Annotated in this window: 22 protein-coding genes and 1 pseudogene; 16 read left to right on the top strand and 7 right to left on the bottom strand. The window is 66.2% G+C overall.

The window, feature by feature from the left end; genetic code table 11:
• The first annotated feature begins 1 nt into the window (after window position 1).
• Genes ACIBI6_RS25475 through ACIBI6_RS25445 form a run of 7 tightly spaced genes read left to right on the top strand, consistent with a single transcriptional unit; the run spans window position 2 to window position 6,328 of the window.
• Window positions 2-196 (top strand): ferredoxin, encoded by a 195-nt coding sequence (locus ACIBI6_RS25475; protein WP_364342790.1) that lies wholly within the window; start codon window positions 2-4, stop codon window positions 194-196.
• Window positions 197-207: 11 nt separating this feature from the next.
• Entirely contained in the window at window positions 208-1,563 is a 1,356-nt protein-coding gene (locus ACIBI6_RS25470; protein ID WP_396958119.1) for a cytochrome P450, read from the top strand.
• Between the two features lie 20 nt (window positions 1,564-1,583).
• The gene (locus tag ACIBI6_RS25465) at window positions 1,584-3,242 is read left to right on the top strand and encodes a thiolase C-terminal domain-containing protein (RefSeq protein ID WP_396958118.1); all 1,659 of its coding nucleotides are present in this window, start codon (window positions 1,584-1,586) and stop codon (window positions 3,240-3,242) included.
• Window positions 3,239-4,213 (top strand): alpha/beta fold hydrolase, encoded by a 975-nt coding sequence (locus ACIBI6_RS25460; protein WP_396958117.1) that lies wholly within the window; start codon window positions 3,239-3,241, stop codon window positions 4,211-4,213. Before ACIBI6_RS25465 ends, ACIBI6_RS25460 begins: the two co-directional genes overlap by 4 nt.
• On the top strand, window positions 4,213-4,716 hold the full coding sequence (locus tag ACIBI6_RS25455; protein WP_364342802.1) for a DoxX family protein: 504 nt from the start codon (window positions 4,213-4,215) through the stop codon (window positions 4,714-4,716). The genes ACIBI6_RS25460 and ACIBI6_RS25455 overlap by 1 nt, the downstream gene beginning before the upstream one ends.
• Window positions 4,716-5,534, top strand: a complete 819-nt coding sequence (locus ACIBI6_RS25450) for an NAD(P)-dependent oxidoreductase (protein WP_396958116.1) — start codon at window positions 4,716-4,718, stop codon at window positions 5,532-5,534. Before ACIBI6_RS25455 ends, ACIBI6_RS25450 begins: the two co-directional genes overlap by 1 nt.
• Window positions 5,534-6,328 (top strand): NAD(P)-dependent oxidoreductase, encoded by a 795-nt coding sequence (locus ACIBI6_RS25445; protein WP_396958115.1) that lies wholly within the window; start codon window positions 5,534-5,536, stop codon window positions 6,326-6,328. The genes ACIBI6_RS25450 and ACIBI6_RS25445 overlap by 1 nt, the downstream gene beginning before the upstream one ends.
• A gap of 138 nt (window positions 6,329-6,466) precedes the next feature.
• On the opposite strand, the gene ACIBI6_RS25440 is transcribed toward ACIBI6_RS25445, so the two are convergent.
• Window positions 6,467-7,912, bottom strand: coding sequence for an MFS transporter (locus tag ACIBI6_RS25440; RefSeq protein WP_364342811.1), 1,446 nt, complete (start codon window positions 7,910-7,912; stop codon window positions 6,467-6,469).
• Window positions 7,913-8,029: 117 nt separating this feature from the next.
• On the opposite strand from ACIBI6_RS25440, the gene ACIBI6_RS25435 reads away from it, so the two are divergent.
• Window positions 8,030-8,554, top strand: coding sequence for a MarR family winged helix-turn-helix transcriptional regulator (locus ACIBI6_RS25435; RefSeq protein WP_396958114.1), 525 nt, complete (start codon window positions 8,030-8,032; stop codon window positions 8,552-8,554).
• A gap of 44 nt (window positions 8,555-8,598) precedes the next feature.
• Here the strand turns inward: ACIBI6_RS25435 and ACIBI6_RS25430 are convergent.
• The 3 genes and pseudogenes from ACIBI6_RS25430 to ACIBI6_RS25420 all read right to left on the bottom strand — a co-directional run bounded on the left by ACIBI6_RS25430 (window position 8,599) and on the right by ACIBI6_RS25420 (window position 11,636).
• A pseudogene (locus tag ACIBI6_RS25430) lies at window positions 8,599-10,030 on the bottom strand (AMP-binding protein).
• Between the two features lie 125 nt (window positions 10,031-10,155).
• Window positions 10,156-10,344: a ferredoxin gene (locus ACIBI6_RS25425; RefSeq protein ID WP_364342816.1), complete on the bottom strand. Its 189-nt coding sequence runs from the start codon at window positions 10,342-10,344 to the stop codon at window positions 10,156-10,158.
• Entirely contained in the window at window positions 10,341-11,636 is a 1,296-nt protein-coding gene (locus ACIBI6_RS25420) for a cytochrome P450 (RefSeq protein ID WP_396958113.1), read from the bottom strand. The genes ACIBI6_RS25425 and ACIBI6_RS25420 overlap by 4 nt, the downstream gene beginning before the upstream one ends.
• Before the next feature lie 202 nt (window positions 11,637-11,838).
• Between ACIBI6_RS25420 and ACIBI6_RS25415 the strand changes: the two genes are divergently transcribed.
• From ACIBI6_RS25415 to ACIBI6_RS25405, 3 genes are read left to right on the top strand one after another with little or no spacing between them, the layout of a single operon-like run.
• Window positions 11,839-12,969, top strand: a complete 1,131-nt coding sequence (locus tag ACIBI6_RS25415) for an acyl-CoA dehydrogenase family protein (RefSeq protein WP_396958112.1) — start codon at window positions 11,839-11,841, stop codon at window positions 12,967-12,969.
• Entirely contained in the window at window positions 12,966-14,192 is a 1,227-nt protein-coding gene (locus tag ACIBI6_RS25410; protein WP_364342824.1) for an acyl-CoA dehydrogenase family protein, read from the top strand. Before ACIBI6_RS25415 ends, ACIBI6_RS25410 begins: the two co-directional genes overlap by 4 nt.
• Window positions 14,193-15,038 carry an SDR family NAD(P)-dependent oxidoreductase gene (locus tag ACIBI6_RS25405; protein ID WP_396958111.1) on the top strand — a complete coding sequence of 282 codons (846 nt, stop codon included), beginning with the start codon at window positions 14,193-14,195 and terminating at the stop codon, window positions 15,036-15,038.
• Here ACIBI6_RS25405 and ACIBI6_RS25400 read toward each other — a convergent pair.
• Window positions 14,980-15,675: a TetR/AcrR family transcriptional regulator gene (locus ACIBI6_RS25400; protein WP_364342830.1), complete on the bottom strand. Its 696-nt coding sequence runs from the start codon at window positions 15,673-15,675 to the stop codon at window positions 14,980-14,982. The two genes, ACIBI6_RS25405 and ACIBI6_RS25400, sit on opposite strands and share 59 nt — an antisense overlap.
• A gap of 35 nt (window positions 15,676-15,710) precedes the next feature.
• Here ACIBI6_RS25400 and ACIBI6_RS25395 point away from each other — a divergent pair, with 35 nt between their 5' ends.
• Window positions 15,711-16,478 (top strand): tyrosine-protein phosphatase, encoded by a 768-nt coding sequence (locus ACIBI6_RS25395; protein WP_396958110.1) that lies wholly within the window; start codon window positions 15,711-15,713, stop codon window positions 16,476-16,478.
• Here ACIBI6_RS25395 and ACIBI6_RS25390 read toward each other — a convergent pair.
• A complete protein-coding gene (locus ACIBI6_RS25390; RefSeq protein ID WP_396958109.1) occupies window positions 16,464-17,735 on the bottom strand; it encodes an aromatic ring-hydroxylating dioxygenase subunit alpha in 1,272 nt (423 codons plus the stop codon). The two genes, ACIBI6_RS25395 and ACIBI6_RS25390, sit on opposite strands and share 15 nt — an antisense overlap.
• A 184-nt stretch (window positions 17,736-17,919) precedes the next feature.
• Here ACIBI6_RS25390 and ACIBI6_RS25385 point away from each other — a divergent pair, with 184 nt between their 5' ends.
• The gene (locus ACIBI6_RS25385) at window positions 17,920-18,498 is read left to right on the top strand and encodes a TetR/AcrR family transcriptional regulator (RefSeq protein ID WP_396958108.1); all 579 of its coding nucleotides are present in this window, start codon (window positions 17,920-17,922) and stop codon (window positions 18,496-18,498) included.
• 231 nt (window positions 18,499-18,729) lie between these two features.
• Here ACIBI6_RS25385 and ACIBI6_RS25380 read toward each other — a convergent pair whose 3' ends face one another.
• Window positions 18,730-20,181: an amidase gene (locus tag ACIBI6_RS25380; protein ID WP_396958107.1), complete on the bottom strand. Its 1,452-nt coding sequence runs from the start codon at window positions 20,179-20,181 to the stop codon at window positions 18,730-18,732.
• Window positions 20,182-20,339: 158 nt separating this feature from the next.
• Between ACIBI6_RS25380 and ACIBI6_RS25375 the strand changes: the two genes are divergently transcribed.
• From ACIBI6_RS25375 to ACIBI6_RS25365, 3 genes are all read left to right on the top strand, one after another.
• Complete coding sequence (locus ACIBI6_RS25375; protein ID WP_396958106.1) at window positions 20,340-21,272, top strand: class I SAM-dependent methyltransferase; 933 nt, start codon at window positions 20,340-20,342, stop codon at window positions 21,270-21,272.
• 148 nt (window positions 21,273-21,420) lie between these two features.
• On the top strand, window positions 21,421-22,320 hold the full coding sequence (locus ACIBI6_RS25370; protein WP_396958105.1) for an acyl-CoA thioesterase: 900 nt from the start codon (window positions 21,421-21,423) through the stop codon (window positions 22,318-22,320).
• A 16-nt stretch (window positions 22,321-22,336) separates the two neighbouring features.
• Complete coding sequence (locus ACIBI6_RS25365) at window positions 22,337-22,720, top strand: DUF427 domain-containing protein (protein ID WP_396958104.1); 384 nt, start codon at window positions 22,337-22,339, stop codon at window positions 22,718-22,720.
• The last annotated feature ends 11 nt before the right edge of the window (window positions 22,721-22,731 follow it).

Raw genomic sequence — 22,731 nt, 5'->3', positions numbered from 1 at the left:
CGTGAAGGTTCGAGTCGATGCCGAGCGCTGTCAGGGGCACACGCTGTGCGCGATGATCGCCCCGAAAGTGTTCGAGCTCAGTGAAATCGACGGACATTCGTCACCGGTCAGCGAAGACGTTCCCGCCGATCAGCAGGACAACGTGCGCGAGGCCGTCCGGTCCTGCCCCGAACGGGCGATCTCCAGCACCGAATAGAGGAACCGCCGATGACCGACATCGCATCCGACGCCGAGCGCAGGCGGCCGGAATTTCATTTCGATCGACACACTCCGCAATATCGCGAACAATTCGTCGACATCACCCAGCAGATGCAGAGCAAGTGCCCGGTCGCCTGGACCGAAACCTACGGCGGGCATTGGGTGGCCGCGGGTAACCGCGAAGTGTTCGAACTGGCCCGCTGCCCGCACATCTCCAATGACAACGACCCCAACGGGGAACGCCGTGGCTACAAGGGGATTTCCATTCCGACCCCGGAACGCGGCCAGGGTATCCGCGCGGGCATCCTGGAAATGGACCCGCCCGAACAGCGGGAACTGCGCTCGACGCTGAATCCGTACCTGTCCCCCGCGGCGGTGCAGCGTTGGATTCCGTTCGTCGACGAAATCGTGCGCGCCAGCATCGACGAGCAAATCGAAAGCGGCACCATCGATTTCGTCGACGAGCTGGCCAATATCGTGCCCGCGGTGCTGACCCTCGCGATGCTGGGCATCCCGCTGGACAAGTGGACCATCTACAACGAACCGGCGCACGCCTCGGTATACACGCCACCGGATTCACCGGACACCCCGCGCATCGCCGAGATGCACCGCGCCATGGGTCTGGATCTGCTGACGAATTACGTCGAAGTCAAACAGAATCCGCGTCCGGGAATGCTGCACGCGGTCGCCGAGTCAACCCTGAACGGCGAGCCGATCTCCGATATGGACGCCCTCGGCATGCTCAGCCTCATTATCGGCGGCGGCTTCGACACCACCACCGCGCTCACCGCGCACGCGCTGGAATGGCTGTCGGAGAATCCGGATCAGCGCGAATTGCTCAGCCGGGAACGCGATCTCATCCTGGATTCGGCGACCGAGGAGTTCCTGCGCTACTTCACCCCCGCACCGGGTGACGGCCGTACCTTCGCCCAGGATTGCGAGGTCGCGGGCACGCGGTTCGCCGAAGGTGAGCGGCTGTGGCTGTCGTGGGCGATGGCCAACCGGGATCCCGAGGTGTTCGACAACCCCAATGAGATCGATATCGAACGGCGGGGCAATCGTCACTACAGTTTCGGCCTCGGCGTACACCGCTGCATCGGCTCCAATATGGCGCGCATGGTGTTCAAGAGAATGCTGCTCGCGGTGCTGGACCGGATGCCGGACTATCTTTGCGATCCCGCGGACGCCGTACATTACGACACCATCGGCGTCATCCAGGGCATGCGGCATCTACCCGCCGGCTTCACCCCCGGTCCTCGGCTGGGCGCCGGACTGGACGAAACCCTGGCGAAACTGCAGCGCGTCTGCGATGAGCAACGACTGGCCGAACCGGTCACCGTGCGCAAGGGCGACGCCCAGATCTGACGACACAGCGAGGAGGCGATATGGGCGAAGCATCGGGACGTCCACTGCCATTGCTCACCCTCGAAAACGAGTTCTTCTGGACTTCGGGGAGCGATGGCACGCTGCGCATACAGGAATGTGAATCCTGTGCGGCACTGATCCATCCACCGCAGCCGGTGTGCCGGTATTGCCGTGGACACGAGATGGGAGTGCGTGCCGTCTCCGGCTTCGCCACACTCGCGGGTTTCACCGTCAACCACCGTTTCGGGGTGCCGGGACTGCCCGCGCCCTATGTGGTGGCGCAGGTCGCGATCGAGGAGGATCCGCGAGTTCGGCTGACCACCAATGTGATCGACTGCGATCCGGACGACCTGGTCCTCGGCATGCGACTCGAGGTGGTCTTCCAACAGGACGACGACATCTGGCTGCCGCTGTTCCGGCCCGTCGAAACGCAGCCGGAACCGGCTCCGCTGCCCGTGGACGATATTGCGCCACAAGAGTTCTGGCGGCACGTGCGGCCCATGGTGCGGCCGGAGAAGTTCGAGGACCGGGTCGCACTCACCGGTATCGGCAGGTCGGCGATCGGGCGGCGGCTGCAGGTCCCACCGCTGCGGCTGACCATCCAGGCCTGCGAACGCGCGATCGCCGATGCCGGACTGACGCTGGACGATATCGACGGCCTGTCGACCTATCCCGGCGGCGGCAATATGGGCGGATTCAGCGAGGGCGGTGTCACTGCGCTGGAGTCCGCCCTCGGCATCCGGCCGACCTGGTACAACGGCGGCATCGAAACCTTCGGCCCCGGTGGGGCGGTCATCGCTGCGATGCTGGCGGTCGCGGGCGGGCTGGCCCGGCATGTGCTGTGTTTCCGCACCCTATGGGAAGCCACCTTCAACGATCTGATGCGCACGGGCAAGATCAAGCCCTCCGGGGGGCGCACACCCGGATGGATGGCCCCCTTCGGCGCCACCTCGGCGGCACATACCTTGGCGCAGAACGCACAACGGCATTTCCACCGCTACGGCACCACCCGCGAAACCCTCGGCTGGATCGCACTGAATCAGCGCGCCAATGCCGAACTCGAGCCGACCGCGATCTACCGAGATCCGTTGACCATGCAGGACTATCTCGAGGCGCGCACGATCACCACCCCGTTCGGCCTCTACGACTGCGATGTGCCCTGTGACGGCGCGATCGCGGTCATCGTCTCCAGCGTGGACACGGCTCGTGATCTGGCCAAACCACCGGTTCTCGTGGAGGCTGTCGGCACCCAGATCATCGAGCGGATCGAATGGGATCAGAGCACCCTCACCCACGAACCACAGGTGCTCGGTCCAGCCGCGCACCTGTGGACCCGAACCACGTTGCGCCCCACCGATGTCGACATCGCCGAGCTGTACGACGGCTTCACCTTCAACTGTCTGTCCTGGTTGGAGGCGCTCGGATTCTGCGGTATCGGCGAGGCCAAGGACTTCCTCGACGGCGGTAAGAACATCGCCCGCGACGGCCTGCTGCCGCTGAATACCCATGGTGGCCAGCTCTCGCACGGCCGCACCCACGGCATGGGCCTGCTGTACGAGGCGATTGCGCAGTTGCGCGGTGAAGCCGGTGCGCGTCAGGTCGCCGATGCCCACATCGGTGTGGTGTCCAGCGGCGGGCTCACCCCCGGTGGGGCAATGCTGCTGCGGAGCGATTCATGACGATTACCGAATCCGATTTCTCACTGCTGACCGGGGACGAACCGATTCCGGTCGTGACCGAGGTCGACGGCATCCCGATGTCGGGGTTGTTGGCCGAGGCGCGGGCACCACGGGCGGTGCTGCTGGCCCTGCACGGCGGGGCCACCACCTCGGCGTATTTCGACTGCCCGGATCATCCGCGACTGTCACTGCTGCGGCTGGCCGCCGCGGCCGGATACACCGTCTTGGCCCTGGACCGGCCCGGATACGGCAGCTCGCATACGCATGCGGACGAACTCGCCGACCCACAGCGTCGTGTCGATCTGATGTACGCGGCGGCCGAGCAGCATCTCGGGTCGCGGCCCCGCGGCGCGGGCACCTTCTTGCTCGCCCATTCCGCGGGTAGCGAACTGGCACTGCGGATGGCGGCCGACGAACGCGGACGCGAATTGCTCGGCCTCGAATTGGCGGGGACCGGGCTGGAACATCAGCAGGAGGCCTACGACATCCTGTGGGGACCGGATCCGCAGGGGCGCCGCCGCATGCGTCGTGACGGTGTACCGGGCGGAGTCACCGAACTGCTGTGGTACCCGGCCCGGCTTTACCCGCCCGAGTTGGTCGGTGGTGCGCGGATCGGGTCGTATGGTCCACGCTACGAAGGGAATTCGGTCGAGGACTGGCCGCAGGTCACCTTCCCGACGCTTGCCGCCGAAGTTCGGATTCCGGTGCGGTTCACCGTCGGCGACCACGAACGGGTGTGGCGCAACGATCCGGAGGCACTCGCCGAAGTCGCCGCCCGGTTCACCGCCGCGCCACGGGTTGTGCTCAATATCCAACCCAACAGCGGACACAACCTCAGCATGGGACATACAGCCGCCGCCTACCACCTCGGACTACTGGCCTTCGTCGAAGAAACCGCAGTCTCCCGGAACATCGGCGAATTCTCCAGCCCGGCAATACAATTCAATGGCGCTACACAGGAGGCGAACTGATGGACGTCGTCGACGTGGCCATCGCACTCGTGCGACTCGTCGTGGGAGGCACCATGATCGCCCACGGCGTCAATCACTGGGTGGGCGGCGGCAAGATCGCGGGCACCGCGCGCTGGTTCAGCGGTCTCGGACTGCGCGGCGGCATCCTGCACGCGTGGCTGAGCGTCGTCACCGAAATCGGTGCGGGCGTGTTGTTGATCGTCGGCCTGCTCACCCCACTGGCGTGTGCGGCGGTCATCTCGGTGATGGCGGTCGCGGGTCTGCTGGCACACCGCACCAACGGATTCTTCGTATTCAAAGAGGGGTACGAGTATGTGCTCGTGCTCGCGGTCGTTTCGCTGGCGCTGGCACTGCTCGGCCCAGGGTGGCTGTCCATTGATCACGCCGCCGATATCGAGATAACGGGCTGGACCGGTGGCGGCATCGCCCTCGGTGTCGGCCTGGTCGCCACCGCGGGTCTGCTCGCCATGTTCTGGCGACCCGAAGCGAAAGGCGAAGTGTGATGCGGGTCGGATTCATCGGACTCGGCAGCCAGGGTGGGCCGATGGCGCGCCGGATCGTCGAATCCGGATACGAGACAACATTGTGGGCGCGGCGAACGGCGTCGCTCGAGCCGTACGCCGATACGCCGGCGAAGGTCGCCGCATCACCCGCTGAACTGGCCGCCGCGAGCGATCTCGTCTGCCTCTGCGTAGTCGGCGACGCCGATGTGCGCGAGGTCGTGACCGGTGCCGATGGCGTGCTGGCCGGTATGTCCGCGGGCTCGATCCTCGCCGTGCACAGCACGGTGCATCCGGACACCTGCCGCGATCTCGCCGATATCGCGGTGACACAGAGGATTTCGATCGTCGACGCTCCGGTCAGCGGTGGCGGCGCGGCGGCCGCCGACGGCCGATTGCTGGTGATGGTCGGCGGCTCTGCCGATATCGTCGAACGCGCTCGCCCGATATTCGAGACCTACGCCGATCCCGTTGTCCACTTGGGCCCGCTCGGCGCCGGACAGACCGCCAAGCTGCTCAACAACCTGCTGTTCACCGCGAATCTCGCTACTGCGGCAAGCACTCTCGCGCTCGGTTCGGCGATCGGTATCGATCCTTCCCGCCTCGGCGAGGTGATCTCGCACGGCACCGCCGACAGCTTCGCGCTCGGTCGTATCGTCTCCGCGGGCGGCGCGCTGGACCGCATCGCCGCGCACGCCGGGCCGCTGCTGCGCAAGGATGTCGGCCTGATCGCGAATCTGGCCGAAGTCGTGGGCGTCGAACCCGGCATCGTGCTCGACGCCGCGGACGCGACCCTCGCGATGATCGATCATCCGCGCTGATGCGCGTCGGATTCCTCGGCGCCGGGCGGATGGGGCGTCTCATGGTGGAACGGCTGGTCCAAGCCGGACATGAGGTGTGCGCGCTCGGCCGGTCGCTCGAAGCACGCCAGGCCCTTACCGAGATCGGCGCGCAGGCGGTATCCGCCGCCGCGGCCGTCGGGGCCAACGCCGATCTGGTCATCGTGTGCGTCTTCACCGATGAACAGGTTCGCGCGGTATGTCTCGGCACACCGTTGCTCGCCGCCATGCCATCCGGATCGACTCTCGTCCTGCACACCACCGGCAGTCCGCACACGACCGCGGCCATTGCCGCCGAAGCCATTGCCTCGCACGACATCCAGGTGCTGGATGCCCCCGTCAGCGGCGGCCCACCTGATATCGCGGCCGGACGGCTCACCCTCTTCGTCGGTGGCCCGGACGAGACCGTGGACCGGATCCGGCCCGTGTTGGCCGCCTACGGTGACCCGATTCTGCATGTCGGTCCGCTCGGCGCGGGCCAGCGCGTCAAGTTGGTCAATAATGCCGTATTCGCCGCTCAGCTCGGAATACTCACCGCGGCAGTGGATCTCGGGAAGCGGCTCGGCGTCGCGGAAACCACCCTGTTGTCCGCGCTGCCGCACGGAAGTGCGGCGAGTCGCGCGCTGACCGGTGTCGCGGGGCGGGGGTCGGTCGCCGAATTCAGCGCATCGGTCGGCGAATTCGTCGGTAAGGATGTCGCGGCGGTCCGATCGATCGCCGCCGAACTCGGCACCGATCTCGGCCTGCTCGACACGGCCATCGACCAGCGGCACTGACACCACATCCGACGCGACGCCCCGAGCCTGTCGAGCACCTGCGTGACGCCCCGCAACCATTGCGGCGACGCCCCGAACCTGCTGCAGGTGCGGGTTCGGGGCGCCGTTCCTACCGCGCCACGCTGCGCGGTTGAGCTATCAGACCCGTGCTGGGACTTCCGCTTCGGGCTGCTCGGCCGGACCGACAGCGAGCGCACGGCGAACCGGAATCGCCATGGCGACCAAGGCCGCCAAGACCGATACGCCACAGCCGATCATGAACGCGACCCGGAAGCCGTTCTCGGTGGGGATGCTGTGACCGCCGACCGTGACGGTCAGCTGTGCGAGCACCGCGCCAACTACCGCCGCGGAGGTCGAGGTGCCGATCGAGCGCATCAGAGTGTTGAAGCCATTGGCGGCAGCGGTTTCCGACTGCGGCACCGCACCCATGATCAGGGCGGGCATGGCGCCGTAGGCGAAACCGACACCCGAGCTGCAGATGATGTTCACGATCAGCAGGCCCCAGGTGCTGCCCATCAGAACCTGCGCGGCGCCGTAGCCGATGGCCATGACGACGGCACCGACGACAAGGGTGAACTTCGGACCGCGCAATGCCGACAGCTTCGCGCCGACCGGGGAGATGAGCATCATCATGATTCCGGCGGGCGCCATCCACAGACCCATCGCCATCATCGACTGGCCGAGACCGTAGCCGAGTGAGCTGGGCAGCTGCATCAACTGCGGAACACTCAGCTGCAACGCGTACATACCGACACCGATAGCGACCGTTGCGAGATTGGTGACGAGCACCTGCGGCCGCGCAGTTACCCGCAGATCGACCAGCGGCTCGACAGTCCGCAGCTCCCACCAACCCCACACCAGCAGCAGCACTACGGCGGCACCGAACAGGCCGAGAATGTTGCCGCTCGTCCAACCCCACGTCGCCCCCTTGGACACGGCGAGCAGCAGCGACACCAGACCTCCCCCCAGCAGCACCGCACCGAGTCCGTCGAAGTGACCCGACGGCCCTTCGGCAATACCCTCCGGAACGATCACCGTGATCAGTGCGGTGGCGATCGCGACCAACCCCGCCGCGGCCCAGAACAGCACCCGCCAGTTGCTGTACTCGGTGACCGCCGCCGCCAAGGGCAGACCGAGCGCGCCGCCGATGCCGAGCGAAGAGCTGATCAGCGCGATGGCCGAGCCGAGTCGCTCGGGCGGCAACACATCTCGCAGCAGCGCGACGGCCAGCGGGATGGTGCCGAAACCGAGTCCCTGTAGGCCGCGGCCGATGATCATCGGCAGCAACGAACCCGCCATGGCACAGACCACCGAGCCGACGATGAGCGGCACGGTCGAGGCGATCACCATCCGACGCTTGCCGAACATATCGCCGAGGCGACCGGCGACCGGGGTGGCGACCGCACCCACCAGCAGGGTGACCGTGACTACCCAGGACGTATTGGCCGCCGAGGAATTCAGAATCTGCGGCAACTCGCCGAGCAAAGGCACCACGAGCGTCTGCATCAGCGACGCGACGATGCCGGTATATGCCAGCACCGCCAGGATGGCGCCCGGCCGGACGGCGGAATCAGGCTTGTCCACGCAAATCTCCCTCGGACTCACAACAACTAGCGTGTATCGTACACTAAATGTGTAGCATGCATTACGCGTGAACGATACACGCATTGTGTGCGATGCACATATCCGGGGAAGGAAGGCATGGACAAGCGCATACAACTGATCGAGTTCGAGACCTTGCTACTCGGCCACTACCGACTGAGCCCGCAGCACCGACGCACCGACGACCCCCTGGAGCGCAGCTCGTATCTGCTACTGAGCCGACTGCGGATCCAGGGCCCGATGTCGCTGCGTCAGCTCAGCGACGCACTGGGATTGGATGTGTCGACGCTGCATCGGCAGACCGCCACACTGCTGCACACCGGACTCGTCGAACGCATCCCCGATCCGGCGGGCGGTATCGCACGCAAGTTCCGCGTCACCGCTGCCGGCGATCAGCGCCTCGACCAGGAGCGCGCGGGCATCATCGACGTACTGGCAGCGATGACACAGGATTGGACCACCGAGGACCGCGCCGAATTCGCCTGCTACCTAGAACGTTTCAACAGCGACATCGAGCGCCTACACGGACGGACCTGGCCCCGCCCCAACTCGCGAGCCCCCGGCGATCAAGATCAGGTGGAAACCATGGCGGCATCAGCCGCCCCAGCCACCAGCTCCGCTTGATCTCGATCGCCACGCGTCGAGTGGACGCCCGGCTGGCAGGTGGGTCAGTTGACCAGCGTCTCGTGGCCTTTCCAGTACCGGGCGCGTAGTTGGCGTTTGTAGAGCTTGCCGCTGGGATCACGAGGCAATTCGGTGACGAAATCGACGGTGCGCGGGCATTTGTAGGCGGCTAATTCCGCACGACAGTAGGCGATCAACTCGGCCGCGATTTCGGCACCGTCGGCGGGCGGATCGACCAGTTGGACAACGGCTTTCACCGCCTCGCCCATTTCCTCGTCCGGTACGCCGAGCACGGCGACATCGGCGACCGCGGCATGTGCGGCGAGGACGTTCTCGGCCTCTTGCGGGTAGATATTGACCCCACCGGAAATGATCATGTGAGCCTGCCGATCGGTCAGATATAGGTAGCCCTCGGCATCGAGATAACCCACATCGCCGAGGGTGCGCCAACCCTTCTCATGGGTCACCGACGCGGTCTTCGCGGCATCGTGGTGGTATTCGAACGGCCGTCCCCCACCGAAATACACCACCCCGACTTGGCCGAGCGGCAACTCCTCGCCATCCGCGCCGACAATGTGACACTCCTGCGCCGGTCTGCCCACCGAACCCGGATGTGCCAACCACTGTTCGGCACTGATGTAGGTGTTTCCGACATCCTCGGTCCCGGAGTAGTACTCACTAATGATCGGCCCCCACCACTGCAACATCTGCCGCTTCACCGGCACCGGGCACGGGGCCGCCGAGTGCACCACATCGACCAGACTGGAGATGTCGTAGCGTTCGCGTTCGGCCTCCGGTAACCGCAGCAGGCGCACGAACATGGTCGGCACCATCTGCGCGTGCGTGACCCGATGACGCTCGATCAGCTCCAGACATTGCCGAGGTTCGAAGCGTTCCATCACGATCACGGTCGCGCCGATTCGATGCCATGACATCGAGAACACGAGCGGCGCACCGTGATACAGCGGCGCTGGCGACAGATACACCGCATCCGCGCTGGCGCCGCTCACCAGCAGACCCCGCGCGATCTGCACCGGCGCCGAATCCGGATCGCCGAGCGGAGCGCCGGGCAGCGGTTTGCGAACTCCCTTGGGCTGCCCGGTCGTTCCCGAGGAGTACAGCATCTCCCGGCCCTCGCATTCGTCGGAGCCGAGCGGATGCGGCGATGTCGCCGTCAGCACATCCTCGTACCGCTCGAAACCGACAAGCTCCCCCACCGCCACGATCCGGACCGGGATGGCGGAGAGGTCGAGCTCGGCCACCACCTCGGCCATCGACTCGCTGGTCACCAGCGCGGTGGCGCCGCAGTCGTCCAAGAGCGATGTGGTCGCCGACCGCCAGCCCGCGCATGCGCAGGGCCCTGGCAAACCGGATCGACCGCTGCTCCAACTGGGCGTAGGTCACCACCTCACCACTGGCCGCCAGCACGATCGCCGGGCGATCCGGTACCCGACCGGCATGCCAGCCGGGCGTCATCGGTGCCGCTGTGGTCCGCACACCAACGTCGCCCGCCACGGGATCGCCTGGCTCGGCAATGTGATTCTCGGCCATGGAATAACGCTCTTCCTCGAGATGCCGGTCAGCTGACTGCATCGCGCCGATCAACTCGCGGTGATGGCATGCTCCGGACAGGCCGACACCGCCACCAGGACGGCACTGGCGGAGTCAGCCGGAACCTCGGGAGTCTGCACCTCGGCGTACCCGTCGTCGTTGAGGGCGAACACCTCCGGGCACAACGACAGGCACACACCGTGTCCGCGACAGCGGTCGGAATCGACCGAGACCTTCATCGGGTACCACCTTCCGCGGTATCGAATTCCAGATGCAGCGCGGTCAGGCCGCGCAGGACGAAGGTCGGCACATACTCGTACGCGCGTGCGTCGGCGGCGCCGTGCACCGCTTCGTCGATGCGGATATCGGTCGTGCGGTCCAGCAGCCGCTCGATGGCCACGCGGGCCTCGGCCCTGGCCAGCGGCGCCCCCGGGCAGGTGTGGATGCCACGGCCGAAAGCGATGTGGGTGCGGGCATTCGAACGCTCGGGATCGAAGGTCGACGGATCGTCGAAACGGCGCGGATCCCGGTTGGCACCGCTGTTGACCACCATCAAGGTGCTGCCTGCGGGCAGGTCGACCCCGCCGACGCTGACCGGCGCCCGCGACAACCGGAAGTCCCCCTTGACCGGGCTCTCCATGCGCAGCACCTCCTCGATGAAATTGGGTATGCGCGAGTGGTCCTCGCGCAGCCACCGCTGCAGTTCCGGCTGTTCGGCGAGCAATTTCAGCGCGGAGCTGAGCAGTCGAACGGTCGTCTCCTGACCGGCCGAGAACAGATTCGCGGCCACCCGGACGACATCGAGCACCGTGGGTTCGGAGCCGTCCGGGAACATCGTGGTAGCCATGCTGCCGAGCACATCACCGCGCGGCTCGCGACGACGGTCCTCGATGTAGTCGGCGAACCTGCCGTAGAGGAATTCGATCGGGTTGTGGTGCATGGATTCACCCTCGGTACTGCCGAGGGCGGAGCCCTCCCGGTGCGGGTCGCGTTGCAATGCCTGGAGGAATTCCTCCTGATCGGCCGCGGGTACGCCGAGCAGGTCGGCGATGACGTACAGCGTGAACGGTCCGGCGAAGTCGCGGATGAAGTCGCCGCGGCCGGGCGCGAGGTAGCTGTCGAGCATCCGGTCCGCGAGCGTCCACATCGCGTCCTCGTTCTCCTTGAGGCGCTTTGGGGTGATCAGACGCATCAGCAGACCGCGATGCTGGATGTGCACCGGCGGGTCCAGGGTCGGCAGCTGGTCGCTGAACGGCAGTTTGTCGCGATGCTCGGCGATCAGCGCATCGATATCGCCTTCCAGCGGCACCGGGAAACCGGGGAACGGACCGGTCACCGAGGTGCAGGAGGAGAAGTGCTCGGTGTCGTTCAGCACCTGGAGCGCCTCGTCGTAGCCGGTCACCATGTACACGCCGTGGTGGTTCTCGCGCGCCACCGGGCACTGCGCGCGCATGGCGTCGAAGTACGGATACGGATCCGCTATGAGCTCCCGCCCGAGAAAGAAATCCATCTCCTCGAAGTCGTTCACCACTGATGGCTCCCTTCGGCACCGCGCGCTCGCCACGGATCTACCGACCGGCACGCGAGAATGCTACTCTCAATAACTGTTGAATCCGATTCTCACATCGGTATCGGAGACCGTCAAATAGGAGCCGGCGGCGCGCGGTTTCCGACCAGCGCGTCTCAGCCCGGTGAGCAGGTTGCTCAGTGGTTGATTCGGAGGACCGAAATTCATGAGTGTCGAGCCGACCGCCGATCAGCGGCTGTTCCAGACGACAGCCCGCGAGTTCCTCGACCGCACCGTGCCGATCGAGACGGTCCGCGAACTGGCTGATACCGCAACGGGTTTCGATGACCAGTGGTGGCGCCGGGGTGCGGCGTTGGGTTGGACGGCGATGCTGGTGCCCGAAAGTCTCGGCGGCGGCTCGATTTCCGGCCGGCCGCTGACCGAACTCGCGCTGGTGGCCGAGGAGTTCGGTCGCACATGCGCGCCCGGCCCGTTGATTCCCACCAGCGCCGTACTCGCCGGACTGGCGGCCGCGGGCGATCGGTTCACCGATGTGATCGCCGAGATCGTCAGTGGCGATGCCATCGCCGCATGGGCGCTCTACGAGCCGGGCCACGGTTTGGATCTCACCGCCCCGGACACCCGCGCCGAGCCCGATGGCACCGGCTACCGGATCACCGGACGGAAGGATCGCGTCGAAGCCGGTGACCGCGCCGAGGTGTTCCTCGTCACCGCACACGGCCCGGACGGCCCGATCCAACTCCTGGTGCGCGCCGATACCCCGGGCGTGACAGTCACCCCGACCTGGACGCTCGACCTCGTTCGCCGCACCGCCCGGGTCGAGTTCGCGGATGTTTTCGTCGATGCCGATGCCGTGGTCCAACAGGGCGAAACCGCCACCGCGGCAACGCAATCACAACTGCATATCGCGGCTGCGCTCAGCGCCTCGGAATCGGTCGGCGCTGCCGAGCGCGCCTTCGACGCCACCGTGACCTGGATGTTCGACCGCTACACCTTCGGCCGCCCGCTGGCCTCCTATCAGGCCCTCAAACACCGCATGGCCGATAACAAGACCTGGCTGGAGGCCTGCCACGCGACCGCGCGCGCAGCAGCCGCGGCAATCGACGAAAACCTGTCCACGGCAGCCGAATTCGTCAGCGTCGCCAAATCGTATGTCGGGACGAAGGCGCCGGTGATCGTCCAGGACTGCGTCCAGATCCACGGCGGTATCGGCGTCACCTGGGAACACGACCTGCATCTGTTTCTGCGGCGCGTCACCTACGGTCGGGCCCTGTACGGGACCCCGGAGGAACATCATCGCCGCATCACCGACCTACTCGTCCGCAGCGCCGCATGACCACCGATCTCGAACCAGTCGACAGCTTCCGCGACCGCGCCCGGCGCTGGCTGAAGGAAAACCTCCCGCCAACCACGCAGACCTACACCGGCGCCGACCACGACGAGGTGTGGGATCGCGCGCGCGAACTGCAACGCATCCTCTTCGAAGGCGGCTTCGCGGGTATCTGTTTCCCGAAAGCCTATGGCGGCCAAGGGCTCACCCCCACCCACCAGCAGGCCTTCACCGAGGAGTCGCTCGGTTACGAGATGCCGCTGGTGCTGAATGTGCCCACGCTCGCGATCTGCGCGGCTACCCTGCTCGAGCTGGGCACCGAACAGCAGAAGCGCGCGCATCTGACGGCGGTGCTGCGCGGTGCGGAGATCCTGGCCCAGTTCCTATCCGAACCACGTGGCGGCTCGGATCTGGCAGGGCTGATCACCCGCGCCGATCGCGACGGTGCCGAGTGGATCCTCAACGGCTCCAAGATCTGGAGTTCGGGCGCCTATGCCGCCGACTACGGGCTGTGCCTGGCCCGCACCGACTGGGACGTGCCCAAGCACAACGGCCTCACCCTGTTCCTCGTCCCGGTCGCCACGCCGGGAGTGACCATCCAGCGGATCAAACAGGTCACCGGGTCGACCGAGTTCTGCCAGGAGTTCTTCGACGATGTCCGGCTACCCGCCGAGGCCGTGATCGGCGAGGTCGGCGGCGGCTGGGCGGCGGCGTCGCGGCTACTGAATCACGAACGGGCCGCCATGGGCGGCACCTCGCCCTACACCAGCGGCCAGCGCCCGCATCTCGGCGCGGAGGCCACCACGCTGGTCGACCTGGCTCGCGCGACCGGCCGCCTCGACGACCCGCGGGTTCGTGAGGATATCGGGGCGGCCAGGGCCATGATCGTGGTCCGCAACCAACTCATCGCGCATGTCTCGCACGCCATCGGCACCGGCGCCCTGCCGCCCGCGGCGGGGTCCATCGTTCGCCTGTTCAGTGCCGAAAATGCCTTGCTGCAAACCGATTCCGCGGTCACGATCGCGGGTGCGGCGGCGGTGACCGGCGATCCGGATGGTCCTGGCATCGGCCAACTCGGCATCGACTATCTGTTCCGCAATGCCTGGAGCCTCGCGGGCGGCAGCACCGAAATGGCCCGAAACATCATCAGCGAACGGCTACTCGGCATGCCCCGCGAACACACCGCCGACCGCGACGTGCCGTTCAACAAGGTCGAACGGAGTCGTTGAGTGACGAGATGGTTCGAACAACGCGGCGGCCTCGATGGCACAGTAGCCGTGATCACCGGTGGCGCAGGCGGACTCGGGCAGGCGATTGTGCGGGATCTGGTCGCCAACGGTGTCCGGCCCGCGGTGCTCGACCTCGATGCCGAAGCCGCCGAGGCCTTGCAGCGCACGATGGCCGATCGCGATGCCCTGGTGCAGGTCGGTGACGCCCGCGATCCCGATACGCTGACGGCGCTGTTCGCCGCCGTCGACGAGCGCTGGGGTCGGCTGGACACACTCGTCAATGTCGTCGGCGGCACCTTCCGTGCCCCGTTCACCGACACCACGCCGAAGGGCTGGGACGCGCTGCTGCGCACCAATCTGCTGCATGTATTCCACGCCTGCGCATTGGCGGTGCCGCGGATGCAGGCCGGTGGGCGCGGCGGCAGCATCGTCAATATCACCACCATCGAAGCGCACCGTGCCGCACCGGGTTTCGCTGTCTACGCCGCCGCGAAGGCGGCCGTCGAACAGTTCGGCCGCACGCTCGCTATCGAACTCGCACCGGACCGGATCCGGGTCAACAACGTGGCACCGGACTTCGTACCTACCCCCAACCTGGCCAGGTTCTCACACGGCGACGGAGCCATGTCCGATCCGACCGGGGCTCGGGTCGCCATCCCACTGGGGCGCCCCGGTGAGGTCACCGACGTCTCGAACTGCGTAGTCTTCCTCGCCTCGGCCCTTTCGGCCTACCTCACCGGCACCACCCTGCATCCCGACGGTGGCACATCGGCATCGGCGGGTTGGTTCAACTGGCCGGATACCGGTTGGGCCAATTACGCTCCGCTGCGCTATCTCCAGAGTTGATCGGGGTGATCGCGCGCAGGCAGAAGGCGGTCGTGCGGTCGATATCGGCGGCGGTCGGCTCCACCCGACGCCAGAGGAAATCGGTCAGACTGCCGACGGTCGCGTGTGCGACGAGCGCGGCATCGAATTGCGGGTCCTGGCTGCCCAATTCGGCGAAAGCGCCGTGCAGCAGTGTGGCGAGCCGATCGCTCGGCGTCGGCGATCCGGCATCTATATCCGGAGCTGACCCACCGGCGTTCCACAGCACCGCCCTGGTCAACGTCGCTGTGGAATCGGCCGCCTGGGACAGCACCGCCTCGACCCACCGGCGCACCTGGTCTTCCGGTGTATCCGCTTTGCGCATTCGACGGGCGGCATAGCGCACCAGGCGCTCGGCGCCATCCTCGATGAGGGCGGAGATGAGTGCGTCCTTCGATGGAAAATGCCGGTAGAAGGCGTCATTGGACAGACCGGCGGCCGCGACGATATCGGTTACGCGCGGTCGCGACGCGGTCCCGCTGGCGCGGATGACAGCCATCGCGGCATCCAGCAGGCGGCGCACCTCATCGGCATAGGTCGCCTCGCGTTTGGCGAGAGCCCTGGCGGCGATGCGGCCCACCACATCCACCTCGGGACCCGCAAGGCTATTCTCACTCACAAGAACAGTATTCTCAGAAATAGGAGTCGGCGCAAATGCGCGAGCGTGTCCTCACCCTGCAGGGTGCGACGAACTTCCGCGATCTCGGCGGCTATCGGACCGTCGACGGCGGATACACACGCTGGGGCATGGTCTATCGCTCCGACGCTCCGCACCGGCTCAGCATCGCCGACCTCGCCATCGTCGAGCGCCTCGGTCTGCTCGTCGCCTACGACCTGCGCACCGACGAGGAGCGCGACCGCTCCCCCTCGGCGCTGCCCGCGACCGTGCGTCGGATACCGCTCACCATCGGCGGCACCGCGGCCCACACCCGCGCCAACGCCGAGCTGATCCGCACCCGGCCCGCGGAAATTCCCGACGACTTCCTCGCCGAAATGTACCGCCGTATGGTCGATTTCGACGCCGAGATATTCGGGCGGATACTCTCTGACTTAGCCGACGCGAACGGTACCCCGGCCCTGATCCATTGCACCGCGGGCAAGGATCGCACCGGCGTCGCCGCCGCATTACTGCTGGCGGCGCTCGGCGTCGACGAGACGACAATTCTCGACGACTACGAACTGAGCGCCATCCACTTCACCGAGCGGCGCCCGCCCCGCCTGCTCGCGCGCCTGCCCGAGGATGTCGACCCCGCGCGCTACCGCGCGGTCTTCGGCGCACCGCGGCTGGCGATGGCCACCATGCTCACCACGCTTCGGGAAAACCACGGAAGTATTGAGGGCTACCTGCGTACCAGGGCCGGGTTGTCGCCCTCGACTCTCACCGCGCTGCGAGAGCGGTTGGTCCAGTCATCCGTTTCGTGACCGCGCCCGGTACCCGGCCACGAAGTCGGCAGCCTGCTTGTGCAAATGCCGCAACAGGATCTCCTGGTCATTGAGCGGAAACTCGGTGACCGCCCGTGATTCGAGCATGGTCTGGGTGGCCTCGAGGGTGTTGCAGTCCTGCAGGCCGAATTCCTTGAACGTGAGGGCGGCCAGTTCTTGCCGCAACCGGTCGGTGGCGTTGCGCGCCGGGGCGAAATAGCAAGTGCCCTCGAAGATGTGCTTGTTGTAGGCGGTCGGCCAGTAGTGATACGTCAGATACCAGCCCGGCGCCCACACGACGATCATGAAATTCGGGAAGAAGACGTAGGAGTCCAGGCCCCATGCCTGGTGCCGGGTCGGGTTCAGTCCGGGTGGCAGATTGTCCAGCGCGGGAATGTCCGGGCGATCCCAGGCGCCGAAATTGCCGCTGCGCAATACCCTTTCGATCGGCTTGACCATATTCAGATCCTTCGGCGGCGCCATGCCACCCCATGAGGACACCATGCCGTGCGGCCCGTCCAGTTCGTAGTGCAGCGCCTCGAAGCCGGAGTTCGACAGCTTCTGCGACTCCCCGGCCACGTACTGCTTCGCATGCAGGATGGGCGCGTGGTAGAACTCGGCGAAGGCATCGACGTAGAGCTTCCAGTTACTCCCGACCTCGGCCTGGTACTTGTACATCGCGGTCATCTCCCCGAACGGGTAGCCCGCCAGTCCTGCGGCGAACTTGCCGAGATAGTCGGTCAGCGGCGCGGCATCGTCATCGAGATTGACGAAGACGAAGCCCTCCCACACTTCGCAGCGCACCGACTTCAGACCGAACCGGTCCTTGTCGAAGTCGAAGAACTCCTGCTCCTGCTGTACGAAAGTGGCCTCGCCGGCGAGGTTGTAGCGCCAGGCGTGGTACTTGCAGGTGAACTGTCGGCAGGTACCGGCTGTCTCCTGCCCGGGATAGTCGTCCCAGACCAGCTTGTTGCCGCGATGGCGACAGATATTGTGGAATGCGCGGATTCGCTGATCATTGTCCTTGACGATGATCAGCGAAGTGTTCACCACCGCAAGCTCTTTGGTGAAGTAGCTACCCATACGCGGAAGCTGTTCCACCCGACCGACATTCAGCCAGGTCCGCGCGAAGATCGCGTCGCGCTCGAGCTCATAGTGCTCCGGCGAGATCGAGTCCTCGAACGACACCAGGCCGGTGCCGAGCTCTGGATAATGCTCCGTCCACGACCCCTCCGCCGGCTTCGCGAAATGCGGCATCTGCAGCTCCCGTCATATCGAATACCGCGGCCGATTGGGCCGCCGACACGCGTGAATGCTAGTCGTTCGTAAAGTAGATTGCTAGTCGTTCGTACAGCAGGTCACTAGCCATTCGTAAAGTAAAATCCTGGCCGATCGTCAAGTACGGTCGTATGCACCACGACGAGCTCACCGGAAGGAAGGCATGACCAGGGCAGATGTTGTCGCGCGCGAAGCCGATAGTCGGCAGCGCCTAATCGACGCCGCGGTAGCACTTTTCATCCGCCACAGCTTTGCCGGGACCTCGCTACAAATGATCGCCGACGAGCTGGGCTTCACCAAGGCCGCGATCTACTACCACTTCCGCACCCGCGAACAACTACTCCTCGCCGTGCTGCGGCCACTGCTGCAACAACTCCGGTCGGTGATCGAGACCGCCGAACAGCAGCGCACCGCGCGCGCCCGCGCCGAGTCGATGCTGAACGGTTACGCCGAACTCGTCGCGGCGAGCCGATCGATCGCCGCCGTCGTGACCACCGATCCCAGCGTCATTCGCGTGGTGCGTGAGCAACCGGATTGGCGCGAGGTGATCGACCGGCCTGTCGCGCTACTGGCAGCACCCACCCCCGGACCGGATGGTGTTATCGCGGCCACCGCGGTGCTGACCGGTCTGGCCGGCGCTGCGTCCGGCGCACCGAACGACGTCGACCAGCAGACTCTGCACCAACAGTTGCTCGACATCGGCCGCCGGACACTGGGACTGCGTAGACCGCGAAACCTATGACGCGGCAGCGCATTTCGGAAGGAACAAACCACCGCCAGACCGCTGGAGTTTCCGGGGACTTCCCGTCCGGCTCGACAAATTCATTGCGCCGGAATGGATCTGAGCGAGCCTCGGCTGAACTGCTGCGCCCGGCGGTGTTCGACAATGCTGCGGGATCGGCGTACCGGCCGCCGGACGGTGAGCGCTGCCGTTCGGCACTGGCGAAGTGACCAGGATCCGACGGGGTGCGGCCTATTCCGGTGCCTCGAACCCGCCGATCTCCTGCTCGAGCAGTTCGGCCAAGCGCAGCGGGGTGCGATCCTCGAACATCGGACCGATGAGCTGCACGCCCACCGGCAGGCCCTCGGGGGACCGGCCCGCTGGTATGGCGGTTGCAGGAAGGCCGGGCATGGTCGCCAGACCAGCCCAGACGAGCTGGTCGGCGAACGGGTATGCCACGCCGTCGATGTCGATCCGCCGGTCTCCCAGACTGGGAGTGTGGTCATGCGGGAACGCGGGAGTCGGCGTGATCGGACAGACCACGGCATCGAACTCGGCGAACAGCTGCCGCCAGCCGTGGCGGTGGCGCTCGCGACGGTTGTTGGCCTCGATCCAGTCGCGGTGGCTGAACACCGCGCCGCGCAACCGCACCGCGTCGAGACTCCGGTCGTCCGCGTTCAATCCAGCGGCGTGGGTCCGCAACTGCTCGTACCTGTCCGCGGGATACATTGCGGCGAGGTTCGCCAGCAGCAACTGCGTGTAGAGCGTCGCGGCCTCGGTCAGATCGGGCAGCAGCGGACTGTGCCGTTCGACGCGAGCACCACCGGCGACGAGTGCGTCGGCGACTCGGTTCACCGCGGCTCGCACTGCGGACCCGGTCGGAATGAGCGGATGGTCGTCGACGACCAGCACACGGAAATCGGAGAGCCGCTCGCCGCGCGCAACCGGCAGAGCCAGGTCGAACGCGACGCCGAGCGTCAGCGGATCCGGTCCAGCCATCACGTCCAACAGCAGCGTGAGGTCGCGGGCGGTGCGCGCCATCGGCCCGACGACGGCGAGGTCGCGCTCGGATGGCAGCGCCGGCGCGGGCGGCGGGACATGACCGCGGCTCGCCACCAACCCGTACGACGGCTTATGCGCGTAGACGCCGCAGAAATGCGCGGGGGTGCGCAGCGAACCGCCGATGTCGGAGCCGATGGACAGCGCGCCGAACCCGCATGCGAGGGCAGCCGCAGATCCGCCGGAGGATCCGCCCGGAGTGCGGCCGAGATCCCACGGGTTGTTGGTGGTGCCGTAGATCTCGTTGAAGCTCTGCAGATCCCCCAGCATGAACGGCACATTGGTCTTACCGAGCACCACCGCGCCCGCGGCTTTCAGCCGCGACACCTGTACCGCATCCTCGGCGGGCACATAGTTGGCATAAGGCGACATGCCCCAAGTCGTCGGCAGCCCGGCGATGTTGTAGGACTCTTTGACCGTCACCGGAACGCCGAGCAGCGGCCGATCCTCGCCGCGAGCACGCGCCTCGTCAGCACTGCGCGCGGCGGCACGCGCCGGTTCGAAGTCCGGCACACAGATCGCGTTGATCGCCTTGTCGTCCCGCTCGATCCGGGCGATCGCCTCGTCGGTCAATTCCGCCGAGGTCACTTCACCGGCACGCAACGCGACCGCGAGCTGTTCAGCCGACCGGAAACTCCACTCCATTGAACCGACCCTACCGGCCCGGCGCACGCGCTCGACGGCGGAGCGGCTGGCAGCCGGAACTGTCCAGCCCTGGCGTCGGACCGCTGGTCCAATAGTGCTGTGAACGGAGACGATCACCGGGGTTGGGCGACCCGTGGGGCAGGGGCGATGATGTGAAAATGACTGCCAGCCCGCGCGCCCTTTCATTCAACCTGGCCGCTGCTCAGTACGCGGCCAGCCGACCGTCTTATCCGCCCGCGCTGTTCGACTTCATCGAGGAGGTCACGAGCCGTCCCCTGGCGGGTGCTCGCGTCGCCGACATCGGTGCGGGCACCGGAATCGCCACCTTTCTCCTGCGCCAGCGCGGGGCCGAGGTGATCGCGGTCGAGCCGGGCGACGCCATGGCCTCCCAGTTCCACTCGCTGCTCCCGGACGTGCCGATCGTTCGAGGCGACGGCAACGCCCTCCCACTGGCCGATGCCTCCCACGAACTCATCACCTTCGCGCAGTCTTGGCAGTGGACCGACACCAGCCGCTCGGTTCCGGAGGCGCTGCGAGTCCTGAGTCCCAACGGTGCGCTCGCTATCTGGTGGAACACGACCGCTTTCGACGTGCCGTGGATTCGTGAGCAACACGAGCGGATCGCGCGCCACTGCGCAGTGGAGCCGTCCGCTGGCGTGCGTCCCGACGACAGCGACGCCATCCGGCTCGCGGGTCTGTCAGGACTCCGGGTCGCGCGCCGCCTATTGCGGTGGAGCCGAATGATCCCCCTGGACACGCATCTCGCCAACATCACCAGCCGCTCGGCATTCCTTGTCCTTCCCGAGGACAGCAACCGGACCTTTCGCTCCGCGGAGCGCAGGCGACTGCGCGAGATCTTCCCAGACGAGGCAGTGCAAGAGACCTACGTTGTTGATCTACTGGTGGCCATTCGTCCAAGACGTGCCAAACGTCCTGGGATTCCGTCAGCACGATTCCACCCGGCTTCATCGAAACCCCATGATGCGTGCCAGTCTGCGCCGATAAGTATTCGCCTGGACAAGCAAGTAGCCGCGCCCCTGGTCGGCCGCATCAGCCGACCAGAGGATTTGCCGCCACCTGCGCGTTCCTGATGAGTGCCGAGGCCGGCTACATCACCGGTCAGGTCATCGGTGTCAACTGTGGCCGCAATACCTGACCGAGCCGAAAGGATTCGACAACAATGGCTCCCGAAACCGAACTCCTCCCGCACCTTCCGAACGGCCACTGAATGCGATCGATATGCTGAGCGACGAATTCGATACGCGGGCACGCACTGCCGCGCCCGCGTGGACCCAGGCGGAACTCCAACGCCTGATGGATGTCCAGCCGTGCGGCGCGGGCCGATATCTGGCCCCAGCCCACGGTCCGACGGCACGGGATGTGGTCGAAGCCGGACAAATGCTCGGCGACGCGGTGGTGGCAGCGGCCAAACATGTGCCGCATCAGCGCGTGACCTCGGTATCGATGATCTTCTCGCGCGCGGCCGCACATACGGCCCCGCTCGATATCGAGGTCGATGCGCTGCGATCGGGGCGCACCTTCACCACCGCACAGGTCACCATCCGCCAGCGCGATTCGCCGTGCTGTGCCGGGATCGTGCTGCTCGATTCCGGTGCGCCCGACCTCATTCGCTCGGCGGCCCCGATGCCGCTGGTCGATCCGCCGGATCGGCTGCGCCCACTTACAACTCCGGGGACGGCGGTGGACGGCCGCGATATGCGGGTGGTCGACGACGCCTACGACCCGGACCCCAATCGGGTCGGCCCGCCGGAGTTGTTCGTCTGGACGCGGTTTCGTGACGGACCGGAACACGACTACCTGCATGCGGCGCTGCTGGCGCAGTCCAGTGCCCACTGGACGGTCGCCGCCGCGCTGCGCCCGCACGCCGGTTTCGGGGAAGCGATGGCGCATCGGTCGATCTCGACCGGAATCACGATGGCTACCATCACCTTCCACGACGATGTCGACGTGACGCAGTGGCTGCTATACGCCACCCGCGTCACCTACGCCGGGCGCGGCCATGCCCAGAGCGAAGGCCAGGTGTATACCGAAGATGGGGCCGTGGTCGCCTCCTACAGCGTGCACGCGATGGTGCGTGGCCTCGAACCGCGCGCCACCACCTCCGAAATCCTGCTCTGATCCACGGGAGATCCTCATGGAGCCATCGGGCTATCTCGACCGGCCGGATTATCGTGTCGATGTCCGGCGCATCCGCAATCTTGTCCGAGCCACCTACGGCGACCAGATATTCGCCGAGTCGACCGCGAGTCTGCTTGTCGCGGAACAGGATCACGGCATCGTGTGCTATCTGCCCGCATCCGATGTGCGCTTCGACCTGCTCGTCCCCCACGAGCAGACCTCGCGCTGCCCGTTCAAGGGCACGGCGCGCTACTGGCGTCCGGCCGATGGCCCGGATCCGATCGCCTGGGAATACGCCGAGCCCTATCCGGAGGTCGCGATATTGAGCGGACACATCGGTTTCTATCAGGATCGAGTCCGCGTCGAGGTGGGCGTAGCCACCCCTGCGGTCATCCAGTAAGTCCCTGACCG

The organism is Nocardia sp. NPDC050412 (assembly GCF_044458825.1).
Classification (GTDB): domain Bacteria; phylum Actinomycetota; class Actinomycetes; order Mycobacteriales; family Mycobacteriaceae; genus Nocardia.
This window is presented reverse-complemented; position numbering and strand designations above follow the sequence as displayed.